Origin of the sequence: Acetivibrio sp. (genome assembly GCF_035371925.1) — a bacterium.
Lineage (GTDB): Bacteria > Bacillota > Clostridia > Acetivibrionales > Acetivibrionaceae > Hungateiclostridium.
The window spans coordinates 1-15,914 of the sequence record NZ_DAORXT010000067.1; the positions used below are offsets into that span (position 1 = coordinate 1).

At 38.5% G+C, this 15,914-nt stretch carries 12 protein-coding genes; 11 read left to right on the forward strand and 1 reads right to left on the reverse strand.

Annotated elements, in window-relative coordinates; genetic code table 11:
* Window positions 1-40: 40 nt before the first annotated feature.
* Window positions 41-1,135: a hypothetical protein gene (locus PLH43_RS09660; RefSeq protein ID WP_324362524.1), complete on the forward strand. Its 1,095-nt coding sequence runs from the start codon at window positions 41-43 to the stop codon at window positions 1,133-1,135.
* 132 nt (window positions 1,136-1,267) lie between these two features.
* Here PLH43_RS09660 and PLH43_RS09665 read toward each other — a convergent pair whose 3' ends face one another.
* The gene (locus tag PLH43_RS09665) at window positions 1,268-2,554 is read right to left on the reverse strand and encodes a DUF362 domain-containing protein (protein WP_324362526.1); all 1,287 of its coding nucleotides are present in this window, start codon (window positions 2,552-2,554) and stop codon (window positions 1,268-1,270) included.
* Window positions 2,555-2,778: 224 nt separating this feature from the next.
* On the opposite strand from PLH43_RS09665, the gene PLH43_RS09670 reads away from it, so the two are divergent.
* The 10 genes from PLH43_RS09670 (at window position 2,779) to pgsA (ending at window position 15,723) form a co-directional block, all read left to right on the forward strand.
* Window positions 2,779-3,957 carry a histidine kinase gene (locus PLH43_RS09670; RefSeq protein ID WP_324362528.1) on the forward strand — a complete coding sequence of 393 codons (1,179 nt, stop codon included), beginning with the start codon at window positions 2,779-2,781 and terminating at the stop codon, window positions 3,955-3,957.
* A complete protein-coding gene (locus PLH43_RS09675) occupies window positions 3,950-4,600 on the forward strand; it encodes a response regulator transcription factor (RefSeq protein WP_324362530.1) in 651 nt (216 codons plus the stop codon). The genes PLH43_RS09670 and PLH43_RS09675 overlap by 8 nt, the downstream gene beginning before the upstream one ends.
* 283 nt (window positions 4,601-4,883) lie before the next feature.
* Window positions 4,884-7,352, forward strand: coding sequence for a methyl-accepting chemotaxis protein (locus tag PLH43_RS09680; protein ID WP_324362532.1), 2,469 nt, complete (start codon window positions 4,884-4,886; stop codon window positions 7,350-7,352).
* Window positions 7,353-7,478: 126 nt separating this feature from the next.
* Window positions 7,479-9,215: a phospho-sugar mutase gene (locus PLH43_RS09685; protein ID WP_324362534.1), complete on the forward strand. Its 1,737-nt coding sequence runs from the start codon at window positions 7,479-7,481 to the stop codon at window positions 9,213-9,215.
* Window positions 9,216-9,534: 319 nt separating this feature from the next.
* Window positions 9,535-13,098, forward strand: a complete 3,564-nt coding sequence (locus PLH43_RS09690) for a DNA polymerase III subunit alpha (RefSeq protein ID WP_324362536.1) — start codon at window positions 9,535-9,537, stop codon at window positions 13,096-13,098.
* 66 nt (window positions 13,099-13,164) lie between these two features.
* Entirely contained in the window at window positions 13,165-13,398 is a 234-nt protein-coding gene (gene mtrB, locus PLH43_RS09695) for a trp RNA-binding attenuation protein MtrB (RefSeq protein ID WP_324362538.1), read from the forward strand.
* Window positions 13,399-13,420: 22 nt separating this feature from the next.
* The gene (locus PLH43_RS09700) at window positions 13,421-13,618 is read left to right on the forward strand and encodes a hypothetical protein (protein ID WP_038290182.1); all 198 of its coding nucleotides are present in this window, start codon (window positions 13,421-13,423) and stop codon (window positions 13,616-13,618) included.
* Between the two features lie 82 nt (window positions 13,619-13,700).
* Complete coding sequence (gene pfkA / locus PLH43_RS09705) at window positions 13,701-14,675, forward strand: 6-phosphofructokinase (RefSeq protein WP_324362540.1); 975 nt, start codon at window positions 13,701-13,703, stop codon at window positions 14,673-14,675.
* A 59-nt stretch (window positions 14,676-14,734) separates the two neighbouring features.
* Window positions 14,735-15,151 (forward strand): thioesterase family protein, encoded by a 417-nt coding sequence (locus PLH43_RS09710; RefSeq protein ID WP_324362542.1) that lies wholly within the window; start codon window positions 14,735-14,737, stop codon window positions 15,149-15,151.
* 29 nt (window positions 15,152-15,180) lie between these two features.
* Entirely contained in the window at window positions 15,181-15,723 is a 543-nt protein-coding gene (pgsA, locus tag PLH43_RS09715; protein ID WP_324362544.1) for a CDP-diacylglycerol--glycerol-3-phosphate 3-phosphatidyltransferase, read from the forward strand.
* Window positions 15,724-15,914 lie beyond the last annotated feature (191 nt).

Here is a 15,914-nt window from a genome sequence, read left to right on the forward strand (position 1 = left end):
TTAAAACAGGGTTCTGTAAGATTTTGTAAGGCAATTAAACTTGCAATTTAAAGACAGCGGTATATCATCAAATGCTCTTGATGAGTTCATTAGCACTTATAATCAGTTGATAGAGGAGAATGAATCCCTTACAGGTCTTAATTTTCAAACCCATTTTGAAAATGAAAAAATAAAGATTTTGCAAAGGATTAATGTACCGTGGGTCGGAGAGTCATCCACAAGGGGTTTTATATGGTGGAATTACGATGCTGTTAAAGGTGATTTTGAACACTTTAAAAATGAGAGGGCGCTTTCATGGGCACTTCCTCATGAAATAGGCCATCAATTTGACATCGACAGATGGAACTTTGATCCTGAATTCTGGGGAAGCTTTAAAGGCTATGCTGCTTTGGCAAGAGTGGGATGTGTTGTATACATGGGCAATGAATACTATGGAAAAGAAGGCACACCCGATCTGGGGAAATTCTTTGAATATAGAGATTGGGACAAATTTGAAAATAACGAATATTCGGGAGATTATATAATAGGATTATTAGGCGTTCGGGCAGATATATCTTGGGATTCATTTACACAAGCATTCCAATATTTTGCTGATGGAAGTAATTATATTCCAAGCAACTATTATGAGAAGTTTCGTCTGTTCCTCAATAAATTGGACGAGTATGAAAACAGACCAATAGGATCTACACTTTCCTTATTTACCGAACAACAGCTAACTGTTATTGAGTATCAATTAAACAAGAACGGCGGCGATGTATCACTCCATGAAGCTGAAACTGCTTATTACCAGAACTTAGCAGTAGTAAATAAGGACAACTGCTCGGGCGGAAAGTATGTTGAAGTCACAGGTGCAAATACCCTGGGATATTATACCGCAAGAAATGTATCCGGTACATATTTGATAAAAATAACTTATTTATCGGGAACATACAGAAAGCTGGATGTTGTTATAAACGGTACAACTTACCAAGTAGAATGTCCCCAGTCAGGTTGGGATACACCGAAAAGTGTATTTTTGATAGCCGATTTGGAAAGCAGCTTAAACAGTATTATAATAAAAAATTCACCGGGTTATCAGCAAGGAACGGTGGGCATAGATTGTATAGAAGTGCTGAAAAAGTATACCGGGACTTAATAGAGTCAGTAAAGACCTGACTTATCTGCATAAATTGATCCTTCTTAAACAGATATGCAGAAAAAGTACTGGGCTATATATAAATACCATACAGGCATAATATTATGCCTGTATGGTATTTTTTTTAAGACTTTATTTTTGACGAGCTTTTTTTGCCTTCTTGGTATGAAACTCCGGCGCTTCCTTAATTGCAGTTCCAAGAACCCTGAAAGCCTTTCGTATCATTTTACTTGTTTCTTTGTCAAGCTTTAACGGTTTGTCCCCAACATCATTCCAGCCGGGGATGGACAGGTCATCCGGAGGAAGCTCCAACTGCTCCCAATTGGCAAACAGCCGTCCCCAGTCCGAATTTAGGATTTCCTCAACTCTGTAATAGTTTTTAGGATACCAGTACATATCATGGTAGGTGACACTTGCTATATAGGACCATGGTGCCAAAATTGTTTTTAGAGTCCATTCCATAGGCTTTTTCAATGGACCCCAATAAATCAAATGCTGACATCTGCTGGCAAAAGTCATTTTTTCAAAGGGACCTACAAAATTCCACTTTTCATCCAATGCATCAAGGTCTCCGACGATTTCAATCTCTCTGACATCACCGCATCCCAGACCTAAATCGTGGGCCAAGCGGATATATTTGCAATCCTTTAGAGGGTCGAAACCCATCAGTTTTGCCGCTACGGCGTCGATGGCTACTTGATCTGCCGAAGCCAAAAGCACATTTTTTACATGGGGAACCATACAGCGAGGACCCGGTCCGTCCCCTGCGAAAGTTCCGTCCATAACGGCAAAAACTCCATTATGGATCTTTTTTTGAATCATAAGCAAATCCACCAAAGTTTCATGAATCACCGGATGAGTCCAATGCCTCTTTTCATTCAAAAGCCCTCCGAAAGCGTTTTTCATAGCTCCGGTAGTGGTGGTGAATACATGGGTTTTTACGGTAGGAAGATGTATGATGTTTTCTCCAATAAACCTTTTAGGAATGGAAAAACCTTTGGGATAAACCTCATTGAGGCATAGAAACTTCTTTGTAAGGTCTCCCACTGCCTCTCTTATATCAATCCATTCTTCTCCTTCATAGAGGTGAATGTTTCGAAGGTTATGAGATTCTATGACATTAATTTGCTTGTTTTCCCTCTCACCCAGATGCGCATCAATTACCACCGTTCTGTTGTGGCAGCCGTGGATAAGCTCGGATTTGAACCCGTCACGTTTTAAAGCACGGATAACACCTTCAAGCTGCCAAGGTGTTGTGGAGCTTCCAGGATAGAAAAAATGCCAGCTTATATTTATTTTAAGTGCCGTATCAACATCTTTGGAGATATAGTTCTGATAATCGGCAAGATTCATAAGTCTATGATAATCCTCCAAAACTGTGGCTGGAGTGGTTTTAATAATGGCTACCTTTGACTTCATCTTTTGCTTGTCCTTTCTTCTTTTTTTAGAACATTATAACACATTTTATCTAAGATAAGTAGGGGAATAATATGCATTTTAACAAATCCGCTTTAATATAAGTATACATAAGACGATATATGTATTGATTGATTTTATAAAAATCATGAGCAATATAAAAAACCAAGGATTTCAAGGCGCTATGCAAAATTTAAATACTATTTGAAATATGGTGGGGTATCAAAGTGGCTAACTATAAAAAAGTGGATACAGCGAATCTGGACAAGATAATAAAGAAGACAGTTGAAGCTATAAACAACAGTAAAACGGAGTTGTTTGATATTGCCGAAAGTGCAAGGAAGGAGTGCCAAAGGCTTGAGAAGGAGCTGGTGGAGCTAAAGCAAAGGACGGCTGAAATTATTCAAAGTGTGGGACTTCTTGAAATTGCACTTAATGAAAGCAAGAAACAGCTAATGCTTGTAAGCAAAAATTACGATAAATATTCTGAGGATGAAATAAGAGAAGCTTATGAGAATGCTGACAATATCCGGGTTGAGCTTGCCATAAAGCGGGAACGGGAGCAATATTACATCAAAAGAAGAAACGAATTGGAATTGCGCCTGAAAAACGCTTATAAAACTGTTGAAAAAGCAGACAACCTTATTTCTCAGATTGGAGTATCCTTAAGCTACTTAACCGGAGACCTTGAGAATGTGAGCCTTCAGATTGAAGATATGAAGCAGAAAAGACTTTTGGGGCTAAAGATAATAAAGGCTCAGGAGGAAGAGCGCCAAAGGGTTGCAAGGGAAATTCATGACGGTCCTGCCCAATTGATGTCCAATATTGTTTTAAAGGCGGAAATGTGCGAAAGGTTGGTTGACAGTGAACCCAAAAGGGCCAAAGAGGAACTTAAGACTTTAAGGTCTTGTGTCAGAGACACCCTTCGGGATGTAAGAAAAATAATATACGACTTAAGGCCGATGTCATTGGATGACTTAGGTTTGATACCGACCCTTCAAAGATATTTGGAAACCTGTCAGGAAGAATCCGAATTGGAAGTATCGTTTAAAACAAGAGGCGCATTTGAACAATTGAGGCCTGCAATATCTTTAACAGTTTTCAGACTTGTCCAGGAAGCCGTAAATAATATAAAAAAGCATGCTCATGCAAATAAAGTAGTTATAAATCTTGAATTTTTAGAAAAAGAGCTAAAACTATATATAGCAGACGATGGAGTTGGCTTTGAGCCCGGTTTGCTCAAGACGAGCGGAAAAAACATTAACAGTGGCTTCGGGCTTATAAGCATGAGAGAAAGAGTTGAGCTTTTGGACGGTAAATTTGAAATTGATTCTACTATCGGCAAAGGAACCAGACTTAATATAACTCTACCTTTAATACCGGAAGAGGGGGTCTCAAATGGATAAGATAAGAGTTGCAATAGCAGATGACCATGTTATGGTAAGAGAAGGGCTAAAGCAAATTTTAGAGCTGGAAAACGATATCGTTGTGGTGGCTCAGGCATCCAACGGCGAGGAAGCTGTAAAAGTTGCAAAAGAATATCAGCCGGACGTTATTCTTATGGATATAAATATGCCTGAAATAAACGGTTTGCAGGCAATAGAGAAAATAAAGGCTGATAATCTTGCAACAAAAATTATTGTACTTACCATTCATGAAGATAAAGAGTATTTGATTAAGACCATCCACATGGGAGCAGAAGGATATGTACTCAAAGATGCCGATTCTATGGTGTTGGTTGAGGCTATACGAAGTGTAAACAAGGGAGAGTCCTATATCCAGTCAAACATGACAAAAGAGCTTGTCAAGGAGTTTAACCGGGTAACGGTAAATGAAAAAGACAAAAAACCGGAAAACAATTTAACACCCAGAGAGCTTGAAGTTTTGGAGTTGATAGCTCAGGGGCTTATCAACAAGGAGATTGCAAAACGCCTTTTTATCAGTGAGAAAACAGTTAAAAATCACGTTTCGAATATTTTTAAAAAGCTTAATGTGTCAGACAGAACACAGGCTGCAATATATGCTTATAAACACAATATTGCAAATTAGTTTTCAGATTCCTGCCTCAAACTTTGTCCAAAGTTGAAAGTCTCATTGAATTTAATAAAATAGCCGGTAAAATAGCATGTTACATATCAAAATACGTGTTTTCTGTTTTGCCTGAAGGAACATTTGCGTTTTATACTTTTTATACTTATGTCTTTATGAATGGAATTTACTATAAAGCTTATAAGAGTTTAGAACGATAAATTACAATAATATTGTAATTAGATATGATATGTTTCCAAAGTATGTATATGTGTTGGCGTTATTTTAATTCGAGGAGGAAGCTATGGGGTTTGGTTGTATTAAAGGAATAAAAGCTTTAATTGCTAAAGCAATTGCGAAGGCCGGGCAATTGGCCCGATTCAAACCAACGGGCAAATCAATGAAAACTGCAAAGGATAATGTAAAAGGCAAGGAAATTTTCAGTGATTATACAGCCTATAATAAAAATTGGTTTGAAAAAATAGTTGGATTCTTAAAATTGAATAAAATAAAAATAGGAATTAAAATAAACCTTTCTTTTATTATAACTATTATTCTTCTGTCGGTGGTCTTGGGATATTCCCTTTTAACTCTGTCAAATATCATGATAGAACAAACTAAAAAGAGTACTTTAGGAGTCATGGAGCAGACGGGAAACAAGATAAAAATTGTTCTCGAGGAAATTGACAATTTGGCCATGTCTGTTTCGAGGGACAGTATAATTGCTCCTGCCGTAGATGAAATCAACAATGCTGAAAATGAACATATGCGTGCCCGATGGGCCGGTATTATTAAACCCTATCTTAATGCATATTACAGCTATAGAATTGATACGCTTGCCAACGTGACTTTAGTTTCCAACAACGGCTATGGAGTTGTCGGAGGAGAGGGAAGCTTTGAAGAAATGAGATTTAATTATTATGATTCCATAACTGCTCGTGAGTTTGTAGAAAGCGGCGCAAAATCGTTATGGATTGATACATATATCAGTGACATTAACTTTTTGAGGAGAAAGGGCGGTAATACGACGATTGCCCTCATGAAGGCAGTTTATACGGCAACGAGTTTAAAAAGTGTCGGGGTTCTGCAAATAAACATCAGAGAAGATTCCTTGGAGCGTATGCTGAAAGATGTTCAAATCCCTTATAACGGATGTTTTTACATAGTGGGCGGTAAAAACAACATGATATTTAATCCTCAAGATATGAACGATAACGGCCTTTTGATTGAGGATCTCAGTTATGTAAACAGCGAGGGTAAAACCAAGGCAGATTTGTTGAAGAAGACGGAACTGCTTTCCTTAAGAGATACGGAAGTAAAAGAGCTGTTGTATAAAGCCGATACGGGGGTGGAGCTTGACGAAAAAACACTCAAAGGCCTTCGGGAAAGGGACGGCTACATAAACCCTCGTGTTCTTGAAAAGGTAAAGGAGAGAATAAATGAGATTCAGTCGGAAAACAAGCAAGCGACAGCCTTTGGAGGTATTGTTGAAGGTGATATTGCAATCAACGGTAAAAAGATGCTGGTTACTTTCTACACTATAAGAGAAATTAAGAGTACACCTTTGGAATGGACTTTGATATCTATAACACCTTTAGAAAACATAACCCGGGATGTAAACTCCGTGGCCGGGTTTATAGTGCTTATTGGTGTTTTATGCGTTATAATCGGGATAATTCTTTCGGTGCTGGTTACCGGAGATATTTCGTTGAGTATTGGGAAACTGATAAAATCAATGAATAAAATAAAAGAAGGGGATCTGGAAGTAGAATGTGATACAGGCAGAAGAGATGAGATAGGAAGATTGGGAATAAACTTTATGGATATGGCAGAAAACTTGAAAAAGCTTATCGGAAGCATAAAAAACGCATCCAACATAGCCGTTGAATCGTCTCAAACGGTATCTGCAACCTGCCAGCAGAACTATTCATCCATCCAGGAGTTTTCGGCGATGCTCGATGAAATGAAGGATGAAATCAATTCCCAAACGCAGGAAATAATGAACAACGATGTTATAGTAAATGAGCTTTCGGAACAGATTCAAGTAATTATAGACAATTTCAAAAATGTAAACAATATTGTTGCCGGAGCAAAAAAGCTGGGCGAGAACGGAAAGGATACTGTAAATACCTTAAAGAGCAATGCTGATGAAGTAAAAAAGACTATACAAGAATTCTCCGAGCTTATCGGAAGTCTCAAAAGAGAGTCGGCGGAAATTTCAAAAATAACTTCGACCATAAAGGGTATTTCCAGTCAGACAAATCTCTTGGCTCTCAATGCGACAATTGAGGCGGCAAGAGCGGGAGAGGCAGGAAAGAGCTTTAGCGTTGTTGCATCCGACATCAAGAAGCTTGCCGACCAGTCAAGGGTGTCTGCAAATTATATTGAATCAAAACTGAAAAACATAGGCAAGACCATTGAAAAGACCAATGAAGCTGTCAAGTCTTCCAACGAGGTAATCAGCGGGCATGACCATGCTGTTGTTGAAACTATAGACAAGTTTGACAACATAGTGGGCTTTATGGATAACATATTCAGTGCAATTACAAGTATTGCCGATTATGTGCAGCATATAGAAGATGCACGGTGCAATATTATTAAGTCCATGGAAAAGCTTAATGACAGTACGAAGAACAATATCAATGAGATACAGAATATTTCTGCCGCCATGGATGAGCAGGTGGATTTGATAAAGCATCTTCTCAGTCTTTCGGAAGATTTGAGTACACTGTCTGCAAAACTTGAACAGACCATTAATATATTTAAAATATAAAAAAGATACGTAATATTTTATATTGTAATATAGATAAAATGTGGTATACTAGGGAAAGGAAAATTTGATGTGAAAAATTAATTTTGAATTAAATTTTAATTAATTTTTATAGAGGGAGAGAAATATATGCAAAGCAGCACACTTTATAAATTCTGGCTGGAAAATGATTACTTTGATACAGAGACAAAGGAAGAGCTTTTGAGTATTAAAGACAATCCGAAGGAAATAGAGGAAAGGTTCTATAAGGATTTGGAATTTGGTACCGGCGGACTTAGAGGAATTATAGGTGCAGGAACCAATAGAATGAATATTTATACTGTCAGAAAGGCTTCCCAAGGACTTGCGGATTACATAAACAGTCTCGGAATGCAAGATAGGGGTATAGCAATTGCTTACGATTCCCGTTTCAAATCTCCGGAATTTGCTTTGGAAGCGGCAAAAGTTTTTGCAGGGAACGGCATAAAAGCTTTTCTTTTTGACGAATTAAGACCCACACCTGAGCTGTCTTTTACCGTAAGGCATTTGAATGCCGCTGCTGGTGTGGTTGTTACGGCAAGCCACAATCCCAAAGAGTACAACGGATACAAGGTATACGGCGAAGACGGGGGACAGCTTCCCGTTGAGGCATCAAACAAAGTTATATCTTATATAAACAAAATTGAGGATATAACAAAGATTAAGATTATGGAAAAGGATGAAGCAATAGAGAAGGGCTTGCTTAAGATAATCGGCAAAGAGATTGATGATGAGTATATATCAAAATTAAAAACTCTTTCTGTAAACCCTGAGCTGGCTAAAGAAATAGGAAGTACTTTTAAAATCGTATACACTCCGTTGCACGGTTCGGGCAACAAGCCTGTAAGAAGAATACTTGACGAAATCGGATTTAAAAATGTACTCGTGGTCAAAGAACAGGAGCTGCCGGACTGCGAGTTCTCCACAGTAAAGTCACCCAATCCTGAAGAGAAGGAAGCATTCAAGCTAGCCATTGAACTGGCGCAAAAGGAGAATGTGGACCTTATTATAGGTACTGACCCTGACAGTGACAGGGTGGGTATTGTTGTAAGGAACAAAGAAGGCGAGTATGTTCCCCTTACGGGTAACCAGACAGGTTGCTTGCTGCTTGAATACATATTGTCTCAAAAGAAGCAAAGAGGAGAACTGCCGGAAAATGGATTTGTAGTAAAGACAATAGTTACAACGGAGCTTGCCAGAGCTATTACTGAGGCTTACAATGTTGAACTTGTTGAAGTTTTGACCGGTTTTAAGTTCATAGGTGAGAAAATCAAACAGCTGGATGAGTTTGGAGACAAGAAGTACCTTTTCGGTTTTGAAGAAAGCTACGGATACCTTGCAGGAACCTTTGCGAGGGACAAGGATGCTGTTGTTGCATCCATGCTTATTGCCGAAATGGCGGCTTATTACAAATCAAGGGGCTTGACTCTTTACGAAGGTTTGTTGGAGATACTTGAGAAATACGGATATACCCTTGAAGGAATTACTTCATTTACCCTAAAGGGAAAAGACGGCGTGGAAAAAATAAAGTCGGCTTTAACAAGCCTTAGGGAAAACAAGGTTGTAAAGTTTGGAGAATATGAAGCCGTTGCGGTAAGAGACTATCTGACAAGTGAGAGATACGATGTGGCAACAGGTGCAAGGGAGAAATTAACGCTTGTAGAGTCGGATGTTTTGTATTATGAGCTTAGGGATAAAGCGTGGTTCTGTATAAGGCCTTCCGGCACCGAACCTAAAATAAAAATTTACTATGGCGTTACGGAAAGCAGTATGGATGCTGCAAAGGAAAAACTCAAGCATTTGCAGGATAATGTGCTTTCAGTGATAGAACCGCTTTTAAAAGATTGATTGTAAAATATACGATGTATTTTGACATGACGGAAAAATGTGCATGCATCACTTTATGGTGGTGTATGCACATTCTTTGATTTGGCCTCTTGGAATGAAATGAAAGAGGTATTTGGGCTTTTTTATTGATTCCTAAAATTGATTAAAATTGGTTGTCTATTATTTATAGAAGTAATTTGTGTAGCGTGTCTCAATGTGTGTTATAATAGTTAAGGTAAATGGTATATATAGCGATATATATGAAGAATATACGAAGTTTTAGGTATAGGTTTTCATGAGCATTCATGAAAATATTTTTTATATATTATGCCGAAAGCTAATGATAAGAAGGGTGATAAGGTTGCAAAAGTTTGTACACCTTCATGTCCATACAGAGTACAGCCTTTTGGATGGGGCAAACAGGATAAAGCATCTTATAAAGCGTACAAAAGAGCTTGAAATGGATAGTATAGCAATAACTGACCATGGTGTAATGTATGGAGTTGTTGATTTTTACAAAGAAGCCGTAAATAACGGAATAAAACCCATATTGGGATGTGAAATATATACTGCCAAAAGGTCAAGATTTGACAAACAGGGAGGCTGGGATTCGGACCCCGGTCATATGGTGCTTTTGGCAAAAAACAATACTGGATACAAGAATTTAATGAAAATTGTATCCATAGGGTTTACCGAAGGTTTTTACTATAAACCCAGGGTTGACATGGAAGTTCTCGAAAGGTACAGTGAAGGGTTGATTGCCATGAGTGCCTGCCTTTCGGGAGATATACCCAAAGCCATTTTAAACAACGATTATGAAAAGGCGAAGGAGCTTGCTTTAAAGTTTAACAGCATCTTCGGTCAGGATAATTTTTATCTTGAGCTTCAGATAAACGGAATCGAGGAGCAGAACATAGTCAACCAGCAGCTTATAAAGCTTGGCAGGGAAACGGGTATACCCCTTGTTGCCACCAATGACGCCCATTATCTCAGAAGAGAGGATGCTCGTGCCCATGAAATCCTTCTTTGCATACAGACAGGAAAGAGTATAAATGATGAAGACAGATTGAGATTTTCCACGGATGATTTTTATGTGAAATCTCCCGAGGAAATGATAAGTCTTTTTGAAAACATACCTGAAGCAATTTCCAATACCGTCAAAATTGCCGATATGTGCAATGTGGAGCTTGAATTTAACAAGCTGCACCTGCCAAAGTTTGACGTGCCGGACCAACAAGACCCTTACGAGTACCTAAGGTCTCTTTGCTACCGGGGATTTGAAAGAATATACCGCAAAGAAGACAGGGATGAAGAAAAGATAAAGAGGTTGGAATATGAGCTTTCGGTAATAAAGCAAATGGGCTATGTGGATTACTTCCTTATTGTTGGAGATTTTATAAGATATGCAAAGGAAAAAGGAATAATGGTGGGGCCCGGAAGAGGCTCGGCAGCCGGAAGCTTGGTAGCTTATTGCCTTGGAATTACAAATATTGATCCCATAAAGTACAACCTGCTTTTTGAAAGATTCTTAAATCCCGAGAGGGTAAGCATGCCCGATATTGACATAGACTTTTGCTTCGAAAGAAGGCAAGAAGTTATAGATTATGTTGTCCAAAAGTACGGCAAAGACCGTGTTGCACAGATAATTACCTTTGGAACCATGGCTGCAAGAGCTGTTATAAGAGATGTGGGAAGAGCTCTTGACATACCCTATGGTGATGTGGATGTTATTGCAAAGATGATTCCTTTTCAGATTGGTATGAATATAGAAAAGGCAATGGAGCTCAATCCCGAGCTTCATCAGAGGTATAACGAGGATGAAAGGATAAGGGAGCTGATTGATACTGCAAAGCTTCTTGAAGGAATGCCGAGACACGCTTCGACTCATGCAGCGGGAGTGGTTATTTCCAAGGAGCCGTTAACGGAATATGTTCCCCTTCAAAAGAGTGAGGACAGCATAACGACCCAGTTTACCATGGGACTTTTGGAGGAGCTTGGACTTCTCAAAATGGACTTTTTGGGTCTTAGAACTCTTACGGTAATAAGAGATGCGGTAGCCCTTGTAAATAAGAATCACAATAAAGATATAAAAATTGATGAGCTTAGAATGGATGACCCCAATGTGTTCAAGCTGATTGGAGAAGGCCGGACTGCGGGAGTGTTCCAGCTGGAAAGTGCGGGCATGACCCAGTTTATGAAGGAGCTTCAGCCTGCGTCCTTAGAGGATATAATAGCCGGAATATCCTTGTATCGACCGGGACCTATGGATCAGATTCCAAGATACATTAGAAACAAAAATAATCCGGAGCTTGTAAAGTATGACCATCCTCTATTGGAAAACATACTGAACGTAACTTATGGCTGTATGGTTTATCAGGAGCAGGTAATGCAGATAGTCCGTGATCTTGCAGGATATTCAATGGGAAGATCCGACCTTGTGAGACGCGCAATGGCCAAGAAAAAGATTAGTGTGATGGAACAGGAAAGAAAAAATTTTATTTATGGAATAGATGACGATAATGGAAATATTATAGTAAAGGGAGCAATTAGAAACGGTGTGGATGAGGCAACCGCAAATAAAATATTTGATGAGATGATGGACTTTGCAAGCTATGCCTTCAACAAGTCTCACGCTGCCGCTTATGCAGTTATAGCATATCAGACTGCATGGCTCAAATGTTATTACCCTGTGGAATTTATTGCGGCACTGTTAAACAGCTTCATGGGAAGCAGCGATAAAATATCCCAGTATGTACACGAATGCCGTAAGCTGGAGATTGAAGTGCTTCCTCCAGATATAAACGAAAGCGATGTTAGATTCACTGTTGTAAATGGAAAAATAAGGTTTGGGCTTGCTGCGGTTAAAAATGTCGGTGAGAATGCGGTAAGGACAATTATTGGTGAAAGGAATAAAGGTGGGAACTATAGGAGTTTTAGAGATTTTTTGGAGAGAATAGACGGAAAAGATGTAAACAAGAGATGCATTGAGAGCCTTATAAAAAGCGGAGCCTTTGATTCACTGGGAGTATATCGTTCGAAGCTTTTGGCGGTGTATGAAAAAATGATGGACGGAATATCAAGTTTAAGAAAAAAGAATATGGAAGGTCAGCTTTCCATATTTGATATGGCATCAAATGCCGATGCTTTAAAAAATGGCGAAAATCAAAATCTTTATCCGGATGATGACAATATTTATCCCGATATTGCGGAGTATTCGCCAAAGATGCTTTTGTCAATGGAAAAGGAGATGTTGGGACTATATATATCCGGGCATCCTTTGAGCGAATTTGAAAAAGAAATCGGCGAAATCGTTACGCTTTACAGCAAGGATATGGCGGCAAATTCGGAGGAAAGCAATGAAGCAATAAGTATGGACGGAATGAAAAATTTAAAAGACGGTATGATTGTGACAGTTGGGGGAATAATTACTGCTAAGAAATCAAAAACTACGAAGAACAATAATTTGATGGCTTTTGTCACACTTGAGGATTTGTACGGTACAATGGAGATAATAGTTTTTCCTGCTGTTTTGGAAAGGTTTTCAAGTCTGATTGAGGTGGAAAATATCGTTTTAATAAAGGGAAGTATAAGTATAAAAGAAGAGGAACAGCCAAAAATAATATGCGAGGAAGTAAGACCGTTAAGAAAAGGCGATATGGAGATTCTGCCCAAAAAGAGAGCTGAAAAGCTTTATTTGAGGGTGGAAGAAAACATGGACAGTGAATTGATGGAAGCCATGCTTTGTATGTTGAAGTTTTTTGGCGGAAATACTCCTGTATGCCTTTATAATGAAAATCAAAAAAAGCTTAGAGTATTGGAAAGGGATTGCTGGGTAAACCTTAACGATACTGTAGTTAGTGAGTTGAAATTGCTGATAGGAGAGGAAAATGTCAAAGTATCGTAAGCTTTGCTAAATTTCATATTGATTTTTAGTACAATTTAATATATAGTTATGTCGAGGTGGTTCTGTTTGGATTGGGATATGGAAAAAATATATGGGGATTATGTTGTGATTAAGGCTGAAGAAAATGGTGTGAATATTATTGGCCTGACCAGAGGTAAAGATACAAAGTTCCACCATACCGAGAAACTGGATAAGGGTGAAGTTCTTATTGCCCAGTTTACCGATAATACTTCTGCTATAAAAATCAGGGGAAAAGCCAAGATAATTAGCAGGCATGGAGAAGTTTATTCCGGTGAATAACGTAAAAAGGGGCGTGTTTTATATGTGGACAGTGGTGTATATGGCTCAAAGCAAGGAGATCGCCACTACTATGCAGGAATTGTTGACAAGTGAAGGAATTTTGGTTAAATTACGACCTATAAGTAAAAATCACGAAAATAACGACAACTATTATGAAGTGTTAGTCCCTGAAGCCGAAGTGGAAGAGGCCCATAGTGTTATTATTGAGAAGGGATATTGAATTAAAGTTAATATAGTTTTTTTATTATCCCGTGTTTAGCCTCTTGAAACACGGGTTTAATACTATTAAGGAGGTTATTGCTATGAGTAATGTAAAAACGATCGGAGTATTAACAAGCGGCGGAGACGCTCCAGGTATGAACGCAGCAATAAGAGCAGTTGTTAGGACAGGTCTTTATTATGGCTTCAAGGTTATGGGGATAAGAAAAGGCTTTAACGGCCTTATAAATGGTGAAATTGAAGAGATGACCGCAAGGTCTGTAGGAGATATAATTCACAGGGGAGGTACCATACTCCAGACAGCAAGATCTCCCCAGTTTAAGACGGAGGAAGGGCTTAAAAAGGCCATGTCCATGGCAAAAGTATTCGGTATCGATGCTCTTGTGGTAATAGGCGGAGACGGGTCCTACAGAGGAGCCAGGGATATCAGCAGGCTAGGACTCAATGTCATAGGAATTCCGGGAACAATTGACAATGACATTGCCTGTACCGATTATACCATAGGATATGATACAGCTATGAACACTGTTCAGGATGCAATAGATAAAATACGGGATACCGCATATTCCCATGAGAGATGCAGTGTGCTGGAGGTTATGGGAAGACATGCAGGATACATTGCCGTAAATGTGGGTATTTCCGGAGGTGCTGAGGCTGTTGTTCTTCCTGAGAAGCCTTATGATATGGATACCGATATAATAAAGCCTATAATTGAAGGAAGAAACAGAGGCAAAAAGCACTATCTTGTTATAGTTGCTGAAGGAGTGGAAGGTAAAGCCATCGAGATAGCAAAGGAAATTACGGAGAAGACAGGCGTTGAAGCCAGAGCTACCATATTGGGACATATTCAAAGGGGAGGAAGTCCTACTGTATATGACAGGGTAATGGCAAGCCAGATGGGAGCGAAAGCTGTTGAAGTTTTGAAGGAGAATAAACGCAACAGGATTATTGTATTTAAGGACAATCAGGTGGGTGACGTGGATTTGGATGAAGCTTTGGAAGCAAAGAAAACAATTTCCGAAGATTTGATTCAGCTAAGCAAAATATTGTCACTGTAATTTGATATAGAAAGTTTCATTATCTGAAAATAACGATAATATGGCAAGGAGAATAAGCATTGTACGTATCGGAGACGGAAATTGTTGTAAGATATGCCGAAACAGACCAAATGGGAATAGCTCATCATTCAAACTATCCTATCTGGTTTGAGGCAGCGAGAACGGATTTTATAAAAAATATGGGGATGCCGTATTCAAAAATCGAAGAAAGAGGTTTTATGCTTCCTCTTATTCAGCTTGAGTGCAGATATAAAGGTGCGGCAAGATATGAGGACAAGCTTGTTGTAAAAACCTCTGTAAAGCAAATATCGTATACCAGGGTAACGTTTTATTACGAGATTTTTAAATGCTGTGATAATTCGCTGATAACGACAGGTGAGACGGTGCATGCATGGACGGACAGAAATTTAAAGCCTGTAAATATAAAAAAACATGCACCGGATATCTTTGAATTATTGAATAAAGCCATTTTATAGAGATATAATTATTTTAAGGTGGTGGGTGGGTGAATATTCCAAACATATTGACTGTTATAAGGTTTGTTTTTGTGCCTTTTTTTGCTTATTACCTTTTTAATGAGCGGTATACCGTTGCAGTAGTGTTATTTCTTTTAGCGGGAGTTACCGATGTAATGGACGGACTGATTGCGAGAAAATTCAATATGATTACATCCTTTGGAAAGCTTGCGGATCCTTTGGCCGATAAACTGATGCAGTTGACTGCATTGACTATTCTTACCATACAGGGCATTATACCGTTGCCGGTTTTGATAATTGTTGTTGCAAAAGAGTCTTTCATGGTAATTGGCAGTATTTTTATATATAAAAAGGTTAATTTTGTCGTACAGGCTGACTGGTACGGTAAGTTTGCCACCGTGGTTTTTTTTCTGGCAATAGTATTGACTATACTTGTAAGGTCGGTAGGGTTTGCAAATTCTTATTCGAACATTGTAGTTCATATTGCTGTCATAATCGCGGTTGTCTCAACGCTGTTTGCCTTTTTTATGTATTCAATTCAATTTAGAAAACTAACAAAGAAATCAAACTAATTTTTTTCAAAAAAATTCTCATATAGATTGCATGATGATGGGATTATTATACTTTTTAGTCAAAATTATCATGTAAAAATTATGTCAATATAATTACAAAGAATTGAACTAAGTTGACTCACACCCCCAATTCGTTATATAATTATTATATAAGGGAAAGTGTAACTTTATAATATTATTTTAGAGAGAAT

Coding starts and splice junctions, on each gene's coding strand:
- PLH43_RS09665 (WP_324362526.1), bottom strand. CDS start 2,554: ATGAAGTCAAAGGTAGCCATTATTAAAACCACTCCAGCCACAGTTTTG.
- PLH43_RS09675 (WP_324362530.1), top strand. CDS start 3,950: ATGGATAAGATAAGAGTTGCAATAGCAGATGACCATGTTATGGTAAGA.
- PLH43_RS09680 (WP_324362532.1), top strand. CDS start 4,884: ATGGGGTTTGGTTGTATTAAAGGAATAAAAGCTTTAATTGCTAAAGCA.
- PLH43_RS09685 (WP_324362534.1), top strand. CDS start 7,479: ATGCAAAGCAGCACACTTTATAAATTCTGGCTGGAAAATGATTACTTT.
- PLH43_RS09690 (WP_324362536.1), top strand. CDS start 9,535: ATGATAAGAAGGGTGATAAGGTTGCAAAAGTTTGTACACCTTCATGTC.
- PLH43_RS09700 (WP_038290182.1), top strand. CDS start 13,421: ATGTGGACAGTGGTGTATATGGCTCAAAGCAAGGAGATCGCCACTACT.
- pfkA (WP_324362540.1), top strand. CDS start 13,701: ATGAGTAATGTAAAAACGATCGGAGTATTAACAAGCGGCGGAGACGCT.